The following is a 19031-nucleotide window of genomic DNA, read 5'->3' on the forward strand; positions in this document are numbered from 1 at the left end:
GTCGGATCTTGAATTCACCCGGTCCAAAGCGGATGCTTCCGAAGCATGTTTCCTGCGGAAACATTTCAGTTGCTCACGTAGCCTCCGGCTACGCTCCGCTACTCACTCCCTAGCTTCATCCAACCTCCTCGGTGCTCAAAACCCACTTTTTGAACCTTCATTGTAGGCGGTAGTTCAATAGGCTGTCTTTTGATCACCGCTCCGCCTTATTGAGCGTCTTCTTCAATCTCGAAGTCGTGCTGATTGTTGCACAAGCATTGCTTGAAGCCGGTTTCGATGTGGCCGCGTTCTTTTTTGCCGCGCAGCACGAACCGTTCTCCACACGCCTTGCATGTGATTTTGACCTTGACGCGCACGAAAAAGGCACCCCTTTCCATCCAATTTCGCGGCTTGCCTTACGCAACCGCACAAATCGCTAGAATCAGGATGCCCTATTCTTTAATGAATTAATCTTGCCCTTTGGCTCCCGGCGTTAACCGAAACGGGGAACGATTGTTGGCCCGGTATACCTTGCCGAGTCCTCCGTACCAAAGGAAGGCCATAAGCGGCGCGATGAACCAAATCCAGTACTGGGTCGTATTGTCTAAAATCCAGTCGTAGATCCCGTGCCAGAAAAACGGAAACAACAGCGAGAACGCCAGGAACTTCCGGCTTTGCCACCCGGTCGAAAATTTGGCTCGGCCCATGTAATACCCCATCATGACTCCAAACATCGCGTGCCCGGACACCGGAAGCAGAGCCCGAACGATCATGGCACCAATTGAAGCGTGGCTTGCGAAGGCGTACAATACATTCTCGACCGTTGCAAATCCCAAAGAGATAGCCACTGCATATAAAATTCCGTCATACGGCTCATCGAACTCCGTATGATTGTAAATCATATGGAACAGCACAAACCACTTCAGCGCTTCCTCTACGCCGGCCGAGATACCGAATGCCGTCACCAGCGGTCCTTCGCCCAGCCACATCATCAATCCCCGCTGGATGATCATAACCGGCAAGACGATCAGGAAGCCAAGCAAGAACACCTTTATGACCATATGCAAAGGTTCCGCGTCATACTTGTCCTTGAGATAAAAATAAGTTAGCAATGCAATACCGGGAGCTACCGCTGCGCTTGCTATCGAGAAAAAGAGCAACGGTTATCCCCCCTTATATAACCCGCTTGCCGTTCCTTGTCTCTCTCTCATATGGTTCCACGAGCCTGCCTTCGTTCGAGACGTGCAAATCAATCCTGGCGTTTGAAGTGGCTGCAAATCGTGTCCACCGCATGTTCGGCCATGATCAATTTCCCGTATTCTTCCAGCATCGCCGTAGTTACCGAAGTTGCTTCGCCAAACTCAGCCAGCACCGCGATCAAGGCCGGGTGTTTGCCCTCCTCCAACTCTTCCGGTTCCAGCTGAAGAACCCATTTCCCATTATATTTATACAATTTGCCGGCATTCTGAAGCATGGTCTTAAGCACGTGCGCCGCTTCGATCAAATTTTCGAAATCGTCAAAGGAATACAAGATCGTATCACTTTGCTCCAGCGTGACTTCCATCTCATATACTTCTTCCGGCAATTCATCCTCATAAGGCGAGCCGATCCCGTGTTGATGGTGATCGTATTTGCCGCGCGTTACGATGACGACCATTCCTTGCGCAGGAAGGGCGAATACTTCCACAGCCAAAGGGCCTGTGGCGTCAAAGCCCACTTCATTATAAGCCTGATCCATCATTTCGGTGAACAGGTCATGGACTTTGGGAATCTCCTGCCACATGTCCTCTTTCTGTATGCCGCGTTCGCTTAAATCGTCAAACGTGAGGAAAATCCGTATCTTATCCTGGCCTAGTCTTTCTATCTTCATACAGGATCCTCCTCTCTCTATGCCGTGTTATAAACAGATTATGAAACCTGTTGTTAAATGTGCTGGAAATGGTTCTTTGTATGTATGTTATCACTTATTCCCCCTAAATGCACGCTTTAAAATAGACCAAAAAAGAATCATTTTCATTCCCCTCGGCAAGGGAGAAGAAAATGATTCTCGAGCGGGTGAGCTTACGTCCGGCTACAGTCCCGGAACCGGCGTATTTGTCTCTTTTAGGATGGCTTCGACTTCACGGCGCACATTCGCATCGCCTTTAATGAAGTCGGCCAACTGCTTCAAATCGTATTCCTTCGAATGATTCGAACCGGTCGCTGAACCCGAGCTGAAACTGGGATACACCTGGGCGTGATCTGCCCCTTTTGCCTTTTTTGCGGTTTCTGACGGCGAACTATCCGTCTTCAGCGCTGCCGAAATGTCATCGGTAGGCGTTTCGTGGCGAGTCGAGGACAGCCCGGCAAATTTCAGCGCCGAACCCGCCCCGTTCATGACGGACATCAAGCTTTGCTTCCGTCTCGAAGCCCACATCGCGGCAAAGGCGCCGACCAGAACACCGCCTAAAAATGAGGAAGATTTCACGTAAAAAACCTCCTTGGTTATGTTAAAATCATCTGTAGTGTTCGCGGTTTGCCTTGAACTCATGCGGCATAAATACAGGAAAGCGAGATGACTCCTTTGCTCCCCAAGAAGCTCCTGCTCATCGCCGCCGCTGGTCTTATTCTTAGCTCATGCGGCCAGATCGATGCACAAAAGGAACGAACCATATCCAACCAAAACGCTGCGCCCTCCGCTGAAACAACCGCGCCGGTCGGCAGCAGCGAATCCGCTCAGACAAACGGCGAGACCGGCGGCTCGGCGCTATCCGATCAGGATGCAGCTTCCGTCAATTCGGCCGATGCATCCGGTAGTCCCGAAAACGGCGAAAGGCCTTCGTCGGAATCGGCTGAGCCGGAGCAGTTATACCACATCAACAAAGCCTACAATGTTGTCCCCAACCACGAGAGCGCAGACAAAAAGGTCGTATTGCTCACGTTTGACGACGGGCCAAAGGAGAAGGAAATGATCGATGGATTGATCGATACATTGGATAAACACGAAGCTAAAGCGATCTTCTTCGTTAACGGATACCGCGTGAAGGCCCATCCCGAACTGCTGCAACTGATTCATGACCGTGGGCAAATCATCGGCAACCACAGCTGGGATCACGTCGACTTAAAGAAGGAAGCCGCCGCAAATATGCGCAAGCAGATCGAGGACGTGCAAAGCATCGTAAAGGAAATAACCGGCGAGTCTCCTCGTTTCTTCCGCCCCCCATTCGGCTCGGGCAACGAAACGACGCATCAAATCGCGGACGATAACGAGCTGATTTATATGACCTGGTCCAACGGTTCCCTTGACTGGGACAGCAAAAACAAAAACAAACCCGAGGCGGTCATCGCCAATGTGCTCGAGCAGCTTCATGCCGGAAGCAACATCCTGATGCACGAGCTCCCCTGGACCGTGGAAGCATTGGATGAGCTGCTGACCCGGCTGGAAGAGAAGGGCTACGGATTTGTCGACCCGCGCAGCATCGGACCTGCTCCTGTCGAAGCGGAGTCCGGAGGAACAAAGTAACGGTACGGGCCCGCCCAAACCTAGCAGAACACCATTTATGCAACGCTAGGCGTTTGGGGGCCTTTCAGGAACCCTACGCTAACAACGCACAAAAACCGTCAGGACAAAGCTTCCTGACGTTTTTTTGTGCGTAATTATAAGCCGTGGCTTTTCCCCCACGGGGAATCGCTAACGCCCCACCATAATAAATAAATTAGAATGATAACAAAGATGTATAGAAGAGAATTATAAAACCAACGGGTCATTTTCAACCGCTGCGACGGAAACAACTCCTTGCGTGTCGGCAGCAACTCCAGATCCGGTTCCATCCCCGGGCTGGCCAGCGTTTCCGTTTCCGGCGCCGCAACCGAACGGTCCTGGCCGGCGTAAAGACGGCCGCCTTCGCGCGACCCGGAATCCGTCGTCGAGGAGAACGGCCGTCGCTGAACCGGTTCCTTCAATGCGGCAAGCGCAGCAACGGCCGGAGACTGAAACCTGCCGTCGCCCCCGCTCCCCGGTTGAACCGATTCGGACTTTGTCGCAGCCGGCGCCGTCTTCTCCTGTCGGTCCTCAGTGGCCGCTATACGCGGAATCAGCAGACGCACCATCGTCTCGTCGCCAATCGTCGGCTTTGATGTTGGCCGTTCGGCCTCCGCTCCTGCCGATCGCGGCGCAGGTTGCTTCTCCCCCTGTCCGGAAGCGGGGCTCCGCGATGCCGAGGAAACGCTGCGTTTGACTCGATTTTGCTGACCGTTACGGTCCATTCGACTCAAATGATCGTTCATGACTCCCTCCGAAATTTGATCACCAGTCCCGATACCATATCGATCAGGAAGTGGCATAGGATCGGCGCCCAAAGCGTCCCCGTTTGAATATAAATGAATCCAAGGCCGTAACTGCTGGCGAACACCCACGCTGTTGGTATCCAATGGCGAAGATACCGGACATGAATCGCCGCGAACAGGATACTCGTCCAGTACGGACCGAGACCATACTGGATTGCCCCCCGGAACAACAGTTCTTCGCAAACCGCCACGATTGCCGAGATCAGGACAATGTGCCAGATCGGCCGGTTTCGGAACAGCAGCGAATTGATGCCCCCATCGTCCATGCTTTCTTCGGAAATAAAACGGGACAACAACATGTCCGCTCCGAACATAACTAACGCTAGTCCCGCCCCCCAGTACAAAAAATCGACACTTTTCGGGAAAACAAAGAGGTGAAACGGGTTCCTTTTCTGAAATAACAGGATGACCAGACCGATAAATAAGGTAAGTCCTTGCGTCAAATATAAATTGATGAGCAGTAAACGATCGTTAAGCTGACCGGGATCGACTTTTTGGATTTTCACGTCGCGCAATTTGAACTTTTTCATAGTTTTTGTCAAACCCTGTCCTTTAATATTATTCTAGCGCATTCAAATCATAATGGTAAGGAGCATCCTCATGATTCGTAAAAATAATGTCAAATTCGAAATCCTGTTTCTCATCGGTTTTCTCGCCACGCTGATCATCGCGTTCGGAACATTCTTTCTGGGACTCAACATCGGCGTCGACAAGACAGAAGCCAAATACGCTTATCTAAAAGTTGTCCCGCCCGGGGAAGAACTCGAAGTCTCCTATCAGCAGCAGGATTTGGTCACGTTCTACTATGTTGTGTTCCAACCTTACCAGCAGTTCAAAGAGGATTATCTCACGCTGGTCGAAGAAATGGCCCGAAGCCATTCGAAGTCGGTCTCGGGCGACACGATGAAGGAAATTCGCGATAAAGCGAAAGCCTGCTACGAACAAATCGCCGCCCAGTCCATCGCGAATTACTCGCCTTTGCTTAAAGAGGCCCAGACCGATTATTTAAAAAGCTTGAAACTGTTTGAGGACAGTATGGATCAGCTCAAAGCCACGGCAGGGAGCAAAAAAGGCACGGAGCTGGCCGAGGTGGTCAACCAGGACAAGTTTACGGTAAGCGCCAAGAACTACGGTCTGCAGGCGCAAAAGAAATATTATTCCTCGATCCTCAAATGGACCGCCAAAACGAAACAGGGCATTCCGGCCGATTACACTTACAAGAACAACATCGGCACCAAAGAATGGTCCGGTTATTCGCTGGCCGTCAAAAACAAAGCCATCACCGATATGATGGTGAACGAGCAGCTTTATGTATCTTATCTGCCGCAGGACCTTACCGCCAAAATCGATCAGCTGATCGAAAACGGAAAAGCCGATGCGCTGAAACTGACCTCCGTTGCCTCGATCGTTAAGGTTTTAACGGAAACGGATGCCGTCAAAAACAAGGAATTCACAAAATGGAAATCAACGTATTACGCCTCCGAATCGCTGCCGGAGCTGCCATTCTTTACGGAGAACTAAGCCTCGCGGCTTGTCGCCGGAATCAGACGCTTTTCGACATTAGTAAAATCATAACCAAAATTCCAGGCGGATTCAAGTTCGGTCAAAATCCGAACGACAACCGCATAACATTGTAAAAATGTTCAGGTTAGTGTTGACACTCACGCGGGGGCCGTGTTACATTATGAAAAATTACATCTCATGAAACACGTTGAAGGAAATAAGGATTCGGAAAGCTTCCAGAGAGCCGGTGGTGCTGCAAACCGGCAGCGGAACGAATGCCTTTAGCGCTCCCGAGTCGCTGCGTTGAATCTAAAGTAGGCGCAGCCGGTGAACCCGTTACCGTTCTGTCAGCAATGACAACTGAGGCTGCTTCTGCGAAGGCGCAGCGAATTAGGGTGGTACCACGATCAACTCTCGTCCCTTACTACGGAAGTAGTGTGCGGATCGAGAGTTTTTTGGTTTATCAAGTAAGATGTAACGAAACGCGGACAGCGATCTAACGTCCCGGGGTACCTTCATTCTTTTGTACGGTGATAGGACACAGCGTCAATGAAGGACTCATCTGAAACCCATCAGCGTATGCTTCCGAAGAAAGCAATGTATGCATACTTTCCAAGGAGGCCTTGCTATATAAAACTTTTAGGAGGGTCAATAATCATGTTTAAAGTGTTAGTATCGGATCCGATCAGCGACTTGGGGATTCAGCAACTGATGGATGCAGCCGACGTTGAGGTCGATAAGAAACCGGGTCTCAGCGAAGACGAATTGGTGCAGATCATCCCGCAATACGACGGGCTTCTGGTCCGCAGCCAAACGAAAGTAACCGAAAAAATCATGGAAGCCGGGACCCGCTTGAAAGTCATCGGCCGTGCAGGTGTCGGGGTCGACAATATCAATCTGGAGGCCGCCACGAAACGCGGGATCATCGTCATCAATGCTCCGGACGGCAACACGATCACAACATGCGAGCATGCGTTTGCGATGATGATGGCTTTGGCCCGCCATATTCCACAAGCCTACGCCAAAACGATCGGCGGCGAATGGGATCGCAAATTCCTAGGCGTGGAGCTGCGCAACAAAACGTTGGGCGTGCTGGGCATGGGGCGGATCGGCAGCGAGGTCGCCAAGCGGGCTAAGGCGTTTGGTATGGATATTCTCGGATATGACCCGTTCCTAACCGAAGATCGTGCCGAGAAGCTGGGCGTCAAACTGGCCACCGTGGACGAAATCATTCGTAACGCTGACTTCATCACCGTGCATACGCCACTGACGCCGGAAACGAAGCATATGATCGCCCGTCCTCAGTTTGAAGTGATGAAGAAAGGCATGCGGATCGTCAACTGCGCGCGCGGCGGCATTATCGACGAAATGGCGCTGGTTGAAGCGATCGATCAAGGCATCGTCGCCGGAGCCGCCTTCGACGTGTTCGAGAAAGAGCCGCCGGAAGCTGACCATCCTTTCCTGGGCCATCCGAAAATCATCGTGACCCCGCACCTCGGTGCCTCCACCGTGGAAGCCCAGGAAAACGTGGCTATCGACGTATCGGAGCAGGTGCTTCACATCCTGCGCAACGAACCGTTCAAAAACGCCGTCAATATGCCGCCGGTCGCGGCCAGCGTCATGAACAAGCTGCAGCCTTATTTCGGGCTTGGCGAGAAAATCGGCATCTTCCTGTCCCAACTGAACAATCAGGCCGTGAAGGAAATCCACGTCGATTATGCTGGAGATCTGGCGGAAGTCGATACGCAGCCGCTCACCCGCTATATCATCAAAGGGGTGTTGTCCCGCCATTTCGGCAGTGACGTCAATATCGTCAACTCCATGCATCTGGCGAAAGTCCGCGACATCAACGTCGTCGTCTCGCAGGCATCGGCCACCAAAGGCTTCACCAACCTGATCTCTGTGACGCTCAAGGCCCAAGACGGGGCGGAGCGCCGAGTTGCCGGAACGCTGCTGAACGGATATGGCGCGCGGATCGTACAGATCGACAAGTTCCCGGTCGACGTTGCGCCGGAAGGTCATCTGATCTTTATCTCACACAACGACAAACCGGGGATCATCGGACATGTCGGAACCTTGCTCGGGAAGAACGACGTCAACATCGCCTCCATGCAGGTGGGACGCAAGCTCGTCGGCGGAGAGGCCATCATGGTGCTGACCGTGGATAAAGCCGTGACCAAGGACGTACTGGACGACTTGACGAAGCTTCCCGAACTGAATAAAGCGCAGCATATCATTTTTGCCTAACCCGGCCCAAATCCCGATTATTGTTCCACGATGAACAAGATTTATCTGCGGCATTCAACAAAAAAACATCCTTCTTCGCGAAGGATGTTTTTTTGTTGATTACGTGGTTTGCCCCTTTTCGACAGGAAGCAGAAAGTGAAAAGCCGTGCCTTTGCCGATTTCGCTATCGGCCCAAACCGAGCCGTGATGCGCATCAATAATATTCTTAACGATGGAGAGCCCGAGTCCCGTCCCCCCGTTCTCCCCACGAACACGTGCCTTGTCGGCTTTATAGAAGCGATCAAAGATAAACCGCACATCGTCGCTGGGAATGCCGACGCCCGTATCCGTCACGGTCGCGTGGAGCCGCTCGCTCTGCCCGTCCTGCTGCATGCCGGCCGTCACCGTAACTTTTCCGCCTTCCGGCGTATGCCGGAACGCATTGTCCAGCAGGTTGGTCAGCACCTGCTCCAATCGGTCCTCATCGGCTAGCAGCTTCAAATCCCCCGCTTCCAATTCCAACGTGAGATCGACGCCGTTCTCCTTGGCCCGCACCTGAAATTTACGGTACACCCGCTCGGCCAATTCGCGGAAATCCACCTGGCGCATTACCATATCGGTATGACCGGCCTCCATGCGAGCCAAGTCCAGCAAGTCGCGAACCAGCCGCCCCATTCGTAAGGACTCGTCATAAATGACCTGTGCGAGCTCGGCACTTTCTTCCGGGGAAGAAGCCATGCCGTCCAGCAACGCTTCGCTGTAGCCCTGCATCATCGACAGTGGGGTTCGGATTTCGTGCGACACGTTCGCTACGAAGTCGCGGCGCATTTTCTCCAGGCTCACCTCTTCGGTCACGTCGCGAAGCACGGCGACCGCCCCGCGGACTTCGCCGTCCGAGGACAGCGGGGCCATATGAACGGACCATACGCCTTTCATCACGTGGACGTTCATCTTTTGGTCGCTTTCCTGGTCCAGCAGCCGGCGGAACATCGGAAGCAGCGGCTGAGGAACAGGCTGTCCTTCACCGGTCGGCGCCAGCCGATCCTCCGCATCTTCCTCGGTCAGATCGCTCCACATCTGCAGAATCCGATCGCCCGGCGGGTTGGTCAAGATGACATAGCCGTTTCGATCCAAGGTGATCACCGCATCGTTCATGCTGCGCAGTACGCTGGAAAGATGCTCTTTCTCATGCTTCAGGCTGCGAATCGTATTGTCCAGTTCTTCCGCCATATGATTGAACGTGATCGCCAGTTCGCCGATCTCGTCGCTCGTGCGGAGCGACAGGCGAGTATCGTACTTGCCCTTGCGCACCGAATCGGTAGCTTGAATCAACTGCTGCATCGGTTGGGTGATCTTGGTGAACAGAAACAACGCAAAAAACGTCGTGAGCGAAAATCCGATCATCGCGACGATCACGAATAGTCGTTTGACCGCTCCGGAGTTCGTAAAATTCGTATCGATATAAGGTAGCAGAAACAGACCCATCAGCATCATGACGCAGGCCACCAGGCAAATGATCGTAATCCACAGCTTACCGACGAGCGTTCTCCAGAAGTTCACTTACTTCGAAACCTCCAGCTTGTAACCGACGCCCCATACCGTGGTGATCATCGCGGCGGATTCCGGCGAAACCTTGTTCAACTTCTCGCGCAGCCGTTTGACATGAGTGTCTACCGTACGCAAATCGCCGAAAAATTCGTAATTCCATACGTCCTTCAATAGTTCTTCCCGGGAAAACACCTTATCCGGCGAAACCGCCAGATAATGCAGCAGTTCATATTCCTTCGGGGTCAGGCTGACCTCTTGGCCGCTTGCCGTTACCCGGTGGGCGTCATGCTCTATCACGAGATGAGGGAACACGATATTGTTGCTAGTCCCGCTTTCCTTGGTCAAATAGGCCGTTGCCGAAGCCCGGCGCATAATCGCTTTGACCCGGTAGATAACCTCCCTTGGGCTGAACGGCTTCACGACGTAATCGTCCGCTCCGACTTCAAAGCCCTGCACGCGGTTAATTTCCTCGCCTTTGGCCGTCAACATCAGCACCGGCGTGGCTTTGACTTGTCTCAAACGGTTACAGACCTCGACGCCGTCAATGCCCGGCAGCATGACATCGAGCAGAATCAACCCATAGTCGCCGGAGGTCGCCTTTTTCAAGGCGGTTTCGCCGTCTTCCGCTTCATCGATTTCGTAGCCTTCTTTTTCCAAGTACATCTTCAGCAGCCGGCGAATCCGCTCCTCGTCATCGACTACCAGAATGCGGTTTGCTTGATCTGACATTAACAACAACCCCTTCATCATCTTACCCAATCAGTTGAGCAGTCCATATGGTCTTCTTGCTTTGTTAATCGGTACCCGCATAGGAGTGCAGACCGGCGATGATCAAATTCACCCCTACGAGCGTAAACATCACGACCAGAAATCCCAAGACGGCAAGCCAAGATGCCTTGCGTCCCTGAAACCCTCGCGACAAGCGCAAATGCAGATAGGCACTGTAGAACAGCCAGGTAATCAGCGCCCATACTTCCTTCGGATCCCAACCCCAGAATCTGCCCCAGGCCTGCTGCGCCCAGATCATGGCAAATACGAGCGCCCCCAAAGTAAAGATCGGGAATCCGATCGCAATTGCCCGGTAACTGATCTCATCCAGATCATCCGGATCGATACCCCGCAGTGTTGGCGACAGCGCCGTGCCTAGCGGTTTGCGAAGGATCAAACGGAGCAGCACATAAAGCACGGTCCCCGTTAGTATAGCCCAAATGACCGTGTTCAGTTTACGGCCCGCCGTGTCCCCCCTCATCCAGGAAGGCGCATCGAATAACGGTTTTGTCATGCCGAGGAACGGCTGGATTTGCTCCGGTTCGCTGTGATGCGGACCGACGATCGGCGGCAGATTATAGATTTCTTTATCTTCTATTGTACTATCCTGCTCTACTTGGCTGTCAATCGTTGTCTGATTTTGTACGAATACGGCTTCATATCCTGCTGCCCGAAAGGCGAATACGGAAACAAGAAAGCCCAATACTATAATAATAGAAAAGAGCGTAAATTCAACCCACCATTTTTGCCGCCGGCCCGGCCGGTCGGTGGCCGTGAAATCCACGGCGCGCAGCAGGTACATCAAGCCGGCGATAAATCCGACGGCGAAAAACGCCTCGCCGGTGGCCGCCAGCGTGACGTGAATATAGAGCCAAATGGAGCGAAGCGACGGAATTAACGGCTGCACGTCCTGCGGAAAAACGGCGGCATAGGCCATGATCAGAATCGCCAACGGGAGCGCAAACATGCCGAGCAGAATTTTGCGGTAAATGATAAAGACGATGGTAAAGGCCACCATGATCATCATCGACAAAAACGACATGAATTCGTACATGTTGCTGACCGGCACATGTCCGCTGTAAGCCCAGCGGGTACCGCAATAAACGAGATGCGACAGCAAACCAAGCGAGGAAACGCCGAACGAAATGCGCCCCCATTTGATCTCATGGCGCTGCGGGTCGCGATTGCGCCATGTTTTTCCCGTGACGGCCACCACATATAAAATAAAGGCCGCGCAATACAGCAAAAAGGCCGTCATAAATGCGACTCTACTGATTTCCAGAAAGTTCATGGACGTTCCCCCCTATTTTCCAATGACTTCTCATCCGCTTCCAGGCCCATCGATTGGAGGAACGCGGCAACTTCGCGGCGCATGCCGAACCAGTTCTTCGTCGTGTGTCCGCCCAGCGTCAGCTGACGGCCGTCCACGCGCAGCCATATCCGGCGATGCTGCCAATAAAACCCTAAAATCAGCCCCAGCATCACGATTCCGAGTCCCAACCAGACGAACGGCATGGCCCGGTCGACGCGAATGTTCAGGTAACTGGACGCTTCGATGAAGTCCACGTCCTCCATGCCGAGAACGTCCAATTGCAGCTTATCCTGCACTCCGCCGAGCTGCCGGTTGATCGCATCCTGCTGAAAACGCTCCTTGTCGATCTGCTTGGGAAAGTAAATATACTGCGCGCCCTCGTCAGGAAGCCCCGGTCCTTGGATCAAGAACAAGAAGGCGGGCGCATTGGGCTCGCCGGAGATGGATACCGGCTGCCCTTGGTCGTTAAGGGAAAAATCCATATATTTGTTTTGCAGCGTAAGCCGATAAGGGCCGACCACAAATTCACGCTGCGGATTTCTCATATCCAGTTTAAATTTACCGTACGATTCTCCGGTTTTACCATTCACCAAAGCCGGTTGTACGGATCTCAGCTTCGGCGTCAGATCGAAGTCGAACTGGTAGGCTTGGAGACCCTTGTAGCTGAGCGGATCGTTCACCCGGATGGCGTGACGCTTCACTTCCCGAAGCTGCGGCTCTTTCGAAGGATCATCGCAATCCGCCGTGCATTCATAGAGCACCGCTTGCGTCTCGAACAGCTTGGGAACGACTTTGCCCCTTGCTTTGAAATCCTCGGACATTTCGTCCTCGTTGTAATATTCGACCGTAAACTTCTCGTTTTTCAAATACATGTCGGTTTCCGGGATTCGCGTCACTTCCCCCTCGGGGAACCAGTAATGTTTGTCCAGGTGCAGACCCGGCAAACCTCGGAATAAGACGGCCAGGAGAAACACGATCAACCCGATATGAATGATATAAGGCCCCCAGCGGCTGAACCGCTGCTTCTCGGCCAACAGAGCGCTGCCGTCCGTGTAAACGCGGTAATGCTTCTTTCGCAAAGGCTGAACGGCGCGCTGCACCCAATCGCCGCCTTCTTCCTCGACTTCCCCCTGGTACACGATTTTCTGGCGGGTCAGGAATTCAAGGTGCTTGCGCACTTTTTGCTTTGAAAGCGCTTTGTATAGCGGAAGCACGCGATCCAGGCTGCAGATCACCAGCGAAGCGCCGATCATAACCAGCAGCAGAATAAACCACCAGGATTCATACGTATGGGATAAACCCAGTCGGTAATAGATTTCGCCGATCGTTCCGTATTTGTTCTTATAAAAGGTGGACGGGTCGAAATTGACGAAGTTGCTCTCCTGTTCGAAGATTGTGCCGAACATCGCGCCAATCAGCGTGATGATGATCAGGTAGACAGCCACCTTCACGGAGGAGAAGAAATTCCAAATCCGATCGATCACGTTAGGGTTGGCTCGCTGCGAGCGCCGGGCAACCCCGTCATAGCGCATCTCCAGCAACCCGCCCGACTGCTCATCCTCGATCAGTGGTTTGCCGCAGGCTTCGCATAACACGGTTCCCACCCGATTCTGGTGGCCGCATTCGCATTTTGTATTTTGGATCACCGCTTATGCCTCCTCTCGTCGTCAAAGATCCATCAACTGCCTGATTTGGTCATCCAGCGTATCCAAGTTCAGTTCGCCTTGATGGATGGAGGAGATTTTGCCGTTTTTGCCGATAAAAAACGTCGTCGGCATCGGCACGATGCCGTAATCGCGCGTCGTGGTGTTATCCGAATCGAATAAAATGGGAAAATCCACGCCCGTCTGCTTGACGAAATTTTCCACGGTCATCTCGTCCTCGCCCGTGTTGACCCCCAGCACGACGACGCCTTGATCGCGCCATTTTTCCCACTGGGCTTGCAGGGCAGGCATTTCTTTCACACAATAGGTACACCAGGTAGCCCAGAAATTCAGGACAACCGTTTGGCCTTTATAGTCGTCCAGCGTATGTACCTGTCCATCCAAACCAAGCAGCTTAAAGGCCGGCGGTTGTCCGCCCTGCTTCGGCTTTTCGGCTTCGCCGCCGAACACCGCGGTCCCGATGGCATAGCCGCCCAGGACGACGATTAGCAGTAAAATAACGATTTGGATCGGCCGTCTCGCCTTCCCCATATTTAACTTCCTTTCTATGACAAAAATCATAAGTGTTGAACAAATCGTGAACACTCTATGAACATTATAACGAAATTTGCCACAGTTTCAGCCCGGGGAAATATGAATATTATGTGACGCGCTAGAAATGAGGTGATTTTTGGTAACTCCGTGCGGAATTTTAGGCTTACGATCGCTGTTGTTCGCGGATTTCTCTGATTTCCTAAATTCATATAGGGTAGAAATCCGCTCACAAAGGCGACCACTGCCGTTTCTTCAGAATCATTTCACACTTTGCCATTCTCCGCTTTTTCTAAGTTCAACTTTAGAGTTCATGTTCTTAGAACGTTAGCCGTTTCAGCTTCTAATTCCCTTCTTCGTTACCACTTTCACCGCAGTTCTAGCGCTTCGGGTTGGGGGGAGTGGTGGGGCGGGCTTGTTTATAGAGGCTTTCGACCTCTTCTTTGGTCAAATGGCGGTACAGGCCGCGCTTCAGGTTGCCGAGGTACAAATCGCCGAAGGAAATGCGCTTCAGCTTTGTCACGGGGTGCGAGATCGCGTCGAACATGCGGCGTACCTGCCGGTTTCTGCCCTCATGAATCGTGATCGAAATCGTCGAGAATTTGCCTTCCGGATCGACGTCTTGGTACTCCACCTCCGCCGGGGCCGTCATTCCGTCCTCCAGCATAACGCCTTGCTTCAGCTTGTCCAGCGCCGAACCATGCGGTACACCTTTGACCGTGGCATGATACGTCTTCGGCACATGATGCTTCGGGTGCGTCAGCAGATGAGCAAATTCACCGTCATTGGTCAGCAACAGCAGTCCTTCGGTATCATAATCGAGCCGGCCTACCGGGTAAACCCGCTCGGTGATTCCTTTTAAATAGTCGGTGACGATTTTACGGCCTTGGGGATCGGATGCGCTCGTGATCACGCCTTTCGGTTTGTTGAACACCAAATACAGCTTCTTCTCCTTGCCGATCGCCTTCCCCTCGACGGTAATGACGTCAACGGTTGGATCGGCTTTCGTGCCGAGGGTCGTGACGGTTTCCCCGTTCACCTGAACTTTGCCGCTCAAAATCAATTCCTCGCATTTGCGGCGGGAGGCCACACCTGCGGCGGCCAATATTTTCTGTAATCTCTCCATTTTCGCTAAGTCACCTCATACACATGATACCCACCGAAGGGCAAAATCACAATAGCCGTGCGGAGAAACCGCAAAAACCGCCTCGTCAGCTTGCTGCCGGGACGGTTTACACGTGATTCCTAAACGATATGTAATGCAGGAATTATCCGAATAAGAGCAGACAAACGGCGATCGCCGCGATAAATCCGACAATATCCGAAAACAGCCCAACCTTTAAGGCGTAACGGCCATTCCGAATCCCTACGGCTCCGAAGTAGACCGTCAATACGTACAACGTCGTATCGGTGCTTCCTTGAATCGTGGAGGCGATGCGGCCGATCATCGAATCCGGACCGTAGGTTTTGATCAGATCGGTCGTAAACGCGAGCGATCCGGTTCCGGTCAAAGGCCGGAGGAAACCAAGCGGCAGCACTTCCGGCGGAACCCGCAGCCAAGACAGCAGGGGAGCTACCCAACCGACGAAGAAATCCAGCGCCCCCGACGCGCGGAATACGCTGATGGCCACCATCATGCCCACCAAATGCGGGATGATGCCGATGGCGGTCGAAAAACCGTCCTTGGCCCCGTCCACGAACGATTCGTAGACCGGCACTTTTTTAAAATAAGCATAAAGCGGAATGAACGCGATCATCACCGGTACCGCCCAAGCGGAAACTAGATTGATCCAGTCCAGCAAAGTGCCTCACCCTTTCAGCGAGATATTGGGCGGCGCTGTGGCCTGTGGCGGGGTCCGATAAGGGCTGCGCTTGCGATACCAACGGTCGGCCAGGATGGCCGCCATCGTGGCGATTGCGGTCGCAAGCAGCGTAGAGCCAACGATCTCGGCCGGATTCGCGGAATGAAAATTGATGCGGATGGCAATCAACGTCGTCGGAATCAACGTGATGCTCGCCGTGTTGAGTGCCAGGAGCGTGCACATCGCCGGAGAAGCCGTCTGTTTGTCCGGATTCAATTCTTGAAGCTCCTGCATGGCGCGGATTCCCATAGGCGTTGCCGCATTCCCCAATCCCAGCAAATTGGCGCTCATGTTCGATAGAATATACCCCATGGCCGGATGATTCTTAGGCACGTCGGGAAACAAATAAGCAACGATCGGCCCAAGCAGCCGGGAAATGGCTTTAACCAAGCCGGAATCCTCTGCCAGCCGCATGATGCCGAGCCAGAACACCAATACGCTGATCAAACCGAAACAAACGGTCACACCGGTCGCGGCCCCATCGAATGCCGCTTGCGTCACGGTTCCGATTTCCCCTTTCACGGCGGCAAACAGAAACCCGATCAAAATGAGCGCAAGCCAGATTTTATTAACCATTCTTCTCCCTCCTTGGCCCTGTCTCCTGTAATTCTGTTATTGAACGTCAAAGAGCAGGGATTGCAGCACACTTTTCAGCGTCCCGGCCCAATCGGAGGGCAACCGGATGAGCTTGCCGTCTGAGGCGGAGCCAAATGCCCCGTCGGCTTTCGGTTCGCTTCCTTCTCCCAATCTGGACGGGCTGTAGCTGATTTTATCGTAGATCGGCACCGTGCCGATCTCTTCCCCTTTCAACAGAACGGTGATACTCCCGCGGTATCCGAACGAACCTGCGCGTGCCGTGGATAGCTTAAGCCTTCTTTCAATTTGGCCGACTTCCTCCGGAGCCAACGCATATTTGAATTCCGCTCCGGTGATCAAACCGTTCTGAACCTCCTGCCCTTTGTCGATCAGCGTCGTCAGCGGAAAGTTGGCAAAGCCGAAGTCCAACAGCTTCCGGTGGTCGTTCCAATCATCCCCGTCATTTAAGGTGACGACGGCGATTTGCTGTCCGCCGCGGGTCGCGGAACTCACCAGGCAGCGTTTAGCAATTTGGGTATAGCCGGTTTTGACGCCGTCCGCCCCATCGTAGAAACGCAGCATCTTGTTTTTGTTCAACCATTTGTAATCCCAAGGATCGTTGGGATTCGGCGCGGTTTTGCTCGGCGTACGGACGATCTCCTTAAACTGCGGATTTTGGAGTGCATAGCTTGTCAGCTTGGCCAAATCGTTAGCCGTCGAATAATGCCCTTTGGCGTCGAGGCCATGGGGATTCTCAAAGCGGGTATGCGTTAGTCCGAGCAGCTTGGCTTTTTCGTTCATCAAGTAAACGAACCCCGCCTCGGAGCCGCCGACATGCTCGGCGATCGCCGTAGCCGCATCGTTGCCCGAGCGGAGCATGAGCCCGTACAGCATATTTTCCAGGCTCATCTCTTCCCCCAAACGGAGATAAATGGACGAACCTTCCTTGGCAAAAGCGTTCTTTCCGACCGTGACCGTATCCGATAGCTTGCCGTGCTCGATGGCGACGATGGCCGTCATAATTTTGGTCAGGCTGGCGATCGGCAACTGCTCATCTCCCCGCAGACTATACAACAGGCGGCCGGAAGTCACGTCGATGACCGCTGCGGCTTGAGCGTGAACGGTTGGCGCTTCAGGAGCGGCCTGTACCGCTGTCGGGCTCAGCCAACTTAGCAGCAGCAGGGCGGCCAGGCAACCGCAAACCGAGCGAAATTTGCGGCCAGATGCATTTTTCCTCATAAGTCGATTCCTCCGGTAACAGGTACTGTAGCGAGTACTTGTTTACTTATATGCGATAATCCAAGAGAGTATGTCCAACCCCGAAACGAAGAAAAAGACCCCTCCCGGAAGTCCGGAAAGGATCGACGGTCGTAAGGCGGTTAGGTGAACGGGTTGACGCCGGTTCTTGCAGCCGATTCCTGCATCGCGTTTTGCGCAGCCTGTGCCGATGCGATCGAGGGATCCACCGGTGCCTGTTGGTTCGGGAACATGGACTGGATTCTGTCGATAACGCCGGGCACCGAATCGATGATCTTTTCGACCAGATGCGTCTGATTGTCCAGCGGTACGATGTGTACCCCCGGCTTGCCCACGACGAGGAATGCGATTGGATTTATCGATACCCCGCCGCCACTACCGCCGCCGAATGGACGGGCTTTGCCGTGCTCAGACGAACTCGTGCCCTCTTTATCATGGCCGTCGTCGATATTGAAATCGCTGCCCCCGGCAGCAAATCCGAACCCGACGCGGCTGATCGGCAGAATCACGCTGCCGTCCGGCGTTTCGACCGGCTCGCCCACAATCGTGTTCACATCAACCATATCCTTGATGTTCTCCATGGCGGTTTGCATTAACCCTTGAATAGGATGGTCAGCCATTTTTTCACTCCTCCCTTCACTTTTAGCACGCGAACTATAAGTACCAGTCCAGCATATATAGCATAACCGCAGCGAATTTGCGCTATGCAGCGAAATTCCGTGGAAAATAACGGCGTGCCGCCGAATACCGGAACGACGAATAGCTTCGGTCGCTGCTTTAATGAGATGTGATGGGTAAGCCACCCGACAAGCGTGGCTTTAACCCCCCATAACGCCCCGGTCAATGTCGCGGTATGGGCTGCATCCTCCAGACCCACATTGGTTGACCATTCCAACTGGCGGAACGATACGCGACGGAGCGTGGACCGAAGCCATACCCGAAACCCGCTGGTCGCCTTGAGCATCCGGTCGAACTCGTCCATCCATAGATCGATTTGATCTTTGTTCAATTTTTGGTCGACGCTCGAAGACTCCTTTTGCAGTATGTTCTCAGACCGATTCTCCTCGAACTGCAGGCCATCGCGCCAGTTCTTCAAGCGAACCGAGGGCACTTGATAATGCAAGCGAACAAAGCCGTAGAGCATCGTGACATCCAGCAGGATCGTATCGTCCCGATTCTTCTTGCGCAGAGTCAAATGGAGCGTGATGGTAGACAGCAAAATCAAGGCGGCTATAAGCAGCAGCAGGATCAGGATGCCTCCGAGCCAAATCCACACGGGAAAGCCCTCCATACCTATCAGATAAAATTCTCCATCGTAGTATGTCTATCCAAAAAGGAAAAAATTCGTTCAAAACGCTTGGGGAACAAAAGGAACATCTGAGGCATTATTTAGGCACGATAGGCAGAAAAAGCCCCCGTCGGGAAGCCGAGGCCACCCAATAGGGGCAAAAAAGAGGCAAAAAGTTCCCTTATGTTATC

20 protein-coding genes and 1 other annotated feature are annotated in these 19031 nt (G+C 53.1%); of the genes, 4 read left to right on the forward strand and 16 right to left on the reverse strand.

Features of this window, described 5'->3' with window-relative positions:
• The first annotated feature begins 209 nt into the window (after positions 1-209).
• A complete protein-coding gene (locus tag ACZF99_RS15065) occupies positions 210-419 on the forward strand; it encodes a hypothetical protein (RefSeq protein ID WP_483612997.1) in 210 nt (69 codons plus the stop codon).
• A 27-nt stretch (positions 420-446) separates the two neighbouring features.
• Here ACZF99_RS15065 and prsW read toward each other — a convergent pair whose 3' ends face one another.
• From prsW to ACZF99_RS15080, 3 genes are all read right to left on the reverse strand, one after another.
• Positions 447-1139 carry a glutamic-type intramembrane protease PrsW gene (prsW, locus tag ACZF99_RS15070; protein ID WP_483605906.1) on the reverse strand — a complete coding sequence of 231 codons (693 nt, stop codon included), beginning with the start codon at positions 1137-1139 and terminating at the stop codon, positions 447-449.
• A gap of 89 nt (positions 1140-1228) precedes the next feature.
• Positions 1229-1849: a genetic competence negative regulator gene (locus tag ACZF99_RS15075; protein ID WP_483605908.1), complete on the reverse strand. Its 621-nt coding sequence runs from the start codon at positions 1847-1849 to the stop codon at positions 1229-1231.
• Between the two features lie 201 nt (positions 1850-2050).
• Positions 2051-2446, reverse strand: a complete 396-nt coding sequence (locus ACZF99_RS15080) for a hypothetical protein (RefSeq protein ID WP_483605910.1) — start codon at positions 2444-2446, stop codon at positions 2051-2053.
• 96 nt (positions 2447-2542) lie between these two features.
• On the opposite strand from ACZF99_RS15080, the gene ACZF99_RS15085 reads away from it, so the two are divergent.
• Positions 2543-3481, forward strand: a complete 939-nt coding sequence (locus ACZF99_RS15085) for a polysaccharide deacetylase family protein (RefSeq protein WP_483612753.1) — start codon at positions 2543-2545, stop codon at positions 3479-3481.
• Positions 3482-3615: 134 nt separating this feature from the next.
• Here ACZF99_RS15085 and ACZF99_RS15090 read toward each other — a convergent pair whose 3' ends face one another.
• Positions 3616-4245 (reverse strand): hypothetical protein, encoded by a 630-nt coding sequence (locus tag ACZF99_RS15090; RefSeq protein ID WP_483605911.1) that lies wholly within the window; start codon positions 4243-4245, stop codon positions 3616-3618.
• Positions 4242-4835, reverse strand: coding sequence for a lysostaphin resistance A-like protein (locus ACZF99_RS15095; RefSeq protein WP_483605913.1), 594 nt, complete (start codon positions 4833-4835; stop codon positions 4242-4244). Before ACZF99_RS15095 ends, ACZF99_RS15090 begins: the two co-directional genes overlap by 4 nt.
• 70 nt (positions 4836-4905) lie before the next feature.
• Here ACZF99_RS15095 and ACZF99_RS15100 point away from each other — a divergent pair, with 70 nt between their 5' ends.
• Both ACZF99_RS15100 and serA read left to right on the forward strand, forming a co-directional pair.
• A complete protein-coding gene (locus ACZF99_RS15100) occupies positions 4906-5826 on the forward strand; it encodes a hypothetical protein (RefSeq protein ID WP_483605914.1) in 921 nt (306 codons plus the stop codon).
• A 181-nt stretch (positions 5827-6007) separates the two neighbouring features.
• Positions 6008-6233, forward strand: a binding site (T-box leader).
• A 232-nt stretch (positions 6234-6465) separates the two neighbouring features.
• Positions 6466-8055 (forward strand): phosphoglycerate dehydrogenase, encoded by a 1590-nt coding sequence (gene serA, locus ACZF99_RS15105; RefSeq protein WP_483605915.1) that lies wholly within the window; start codon positions 6466-6468, stop codon positions 8053-8055.
• A gap of 99 nt (positions 8056-8154) precedes the next feature.
• Here serA and ACZF99_RS15110 read toward each other — a convergent pair whose 3' ends face one another.
• The 11 genes from ACZF99_RS15110 to ACZF99_RS15160 form a co-directional block, all read right to left on the reverse strand.
• A complete protein-coding gene (locus ACZF99_RS15110; protein WP_483605916.1) occupies positions 8155-9594 on the reverse strand; it encodes an ATP-binding protein in 1440 nt (479 codons plus the stop codon).
• A complete protein-coding gene (locus tag ACZF99_RS15115) occupies positions 9595-10311 on the reverse strand; it encodes a response regulator transcription factor (protein WP_483605917.1) in 717 nt (238 codons plus the stop codon).
• Positions 10312-10375: 64 nt separating this feature from the next.
• The gene (gene ccsA / locus ACZF99_RS15120; RefSeq protein ID WP_483605918.1) at positions 10376-11641 is read right to left on the reverse strand and encodes a cytochrome c biogenesis protein CcsA; all 1266 of its coding nucleotides are present in this window, start codon (positions 11639-11641) and stop codon (positions 10376-10378) included.
• Positions 11638-13308, reverse strand: coding sequence for a cytochrome c biogenesis protein ResB (resB, locus tag ACZF99_RS15125; RefSeq protein WP_483605919.1), 1671 nt, complete (start codon positions 13306-13308; stop codon positions 11638-11640). The genes ccsA and resB overlap by 4 nt, the downstream gene beginning before the upstream one ends.
• A 21-nt stretch (positions 13309-13329) precedes the next feature.
• Positions 13330-13857 (reverse strand): redoxin domain-containing protein, encoded by a 528-nt coding sequence (locus tag ACZF99_RS15130; protein ID WP_483605920.1) that lies wholly within the window; start codon positions 13855-13857, stop codon positions 13330-13332.
• A 379-nt stretch (positions 13858-14236) separates the two neighbouring features.
• Positions 14237-14983, reverse strand: coding sequence for a pseudouridine synthase (locus ACZF99_RS15135; protein ID WP_483605922.1), 747 nt, complete (start codon positions 14981-14983; stop codon positions 14237-14239).
• A 142-nt stretch (positions 14984-15125) separates the two neighbouring features.
• The gene (locus ACZF99_RS15140; protein ID WP_483605923.1) at positions 15126-15659 is read right to left on the reverse strand and encodes a spore maturation protein; all 534 of its coding nucleotides are present in this window, start codon (positions 15657-15659) and stop codon (positions 15126-15128) included.
• Positions 15660-15665: 6 nt separating this feature from the next.
• Positions 15666-16295, reverse strand: coding sequence for a nucleoside recognition domain-containing protein (locus ACZF99_RS15145; RefSeq protein WP_483605925.1), 630 nt, complete (start codon positions 16293-16295; stop codon positions 15666-15668).
• A 36-nt stretch (positions 16296-16331) separates the two neighbouring features.
• Positions 16332-17534, reverse strand: coding sequence for a D-alanyl-D-alanine carboxypeptidase family protein (locus ACZF99_RS15150; RefSeq protein ID WP_483605927.1), 1203 nt, complete (start codon positions 17532-17534; stop codon positions 16332-16334).
• 140 nt (positions 17535-17674) lie between these two features.
• Positions 17675-18172, reverse strand: a complete 498-nt coding sequence (ytfJ, locus tag ACZF99_RS15155) for a GerW family sporulation protein (RefSeq protein WP_483605929.1) — start codon at positions 18170-18172, stop codon at positions 17675-17677.
• Positions 18145-18828: a DUF2953 domain-containing protein gene (locus ACZF99_RS15160; RefSeq protein WP_483605931.1), complete on the reverse strand. Its 684-nt coding sequence runs from the start codon at positions 18826-18828 to the stop codon at positions 18145-18147. Before ACZF99_RS15160 ends, ytfJ begins: the two co-directional genes overlap by 28 nt.
• Positions 18829-19031 lie beyond the last annotated feature (203 nt).

This window comes from Paenibacillus sp. JL3B1040 (assembly GCF_057063165.1).

What these genes read in the sequence shown, in the direction of transcription:
- ACZF99_RS15095 (WP_483605913.1), bottom strand. Translation starts at nt 4,835, where the DNA reads ATGAAAAAGTTCAAATTGCGCGACGTGAAAATCCAAAAAGTCGATCCC.
- ACZF99_RS15145 (WP_483605925.1), bottom strand. Translation starts at nt 16,295, where the DNA reads ATGGTTAATAAAATCTGGCTTGCGCTCATTTTGATCGGGTTTCTGTTT.
- ACZF99_RS15135 (WP_483605922.1), bottom strand. Translation starts at nt 14,983, where the DNA reads ATGGAGAGATTACAGAAAATATTGGCCGCCGCAGGTGTGGCCTCCCGC.
- ACZF99_RS15150 (WP_483605927.1), bottom strand. Translation starts at nt 17,534, where the DNA reads ATGAGGAAAAATGCATCTGGCCGCAAATTTCGCTCGGTTTGCGGTTGC.
- ACZF99_RS15090 (WP_483605911.1), bottom strand. Translation starts at nt 4,245, where the DNA reads ATGAACGATCATTTGAGTCGAATGGACCGTAACGGTCAGCAAAATCGA.
- ACZF99_RS15100 (WP_483605914.1), top strand. Translation starts at nt 4,906, where the DNA reads ATGATTCGTAAAAATAATGTCAAATTCGAAATCCTGTTTCTCATCGGT.
- serA (WP_483605915.1), top strand. Translation starts at nt 6,466, where the DNA reads ATGTTTAAAGTGTTAGTATCGGATCCGATCAGCGACTTGGGGATTCAG.
- ytfJ (WP_483605929.1), bottom strand. Translation starts at nt 18,172, where the DNA reads ATGGCTGACCATCCTATTCAAGGGTTAATGCAAACCGCCATGGAGAAC.
- ACZF99_RS15130 (WP_483605920.1), bottom strand. Translation starts at nt 13,857, where the DNA reads ATGGGGAAGGCGAGACGGCCGATCCAAATCGTTATTTTACTGCTAATC.
- ACZF99_RS15075 (WP_483605908.1), bottom strand. Translation starts at nt 1,849, where the DNA reads ATGAAGATAGAAAGACTAGGCCAGGATAAGATACGGATTTTCCTCACG.
- ACZF99_RS15115 (WP_483605917.1), bottom strand. Translation starts at nt 10,311, where the DNA reads ATGTCAGATCAAGCAAACCGCATTCTGGTAGTCGATGACGAGGAGCGG.
- ccsA (WP_483605918.1), bottom strand. Translation starts at nt 11,641, where the DNA reads ATGAACTTTCTGGAAATCAGTAGAGTCGCATTTATGACGGCCTTTTTG.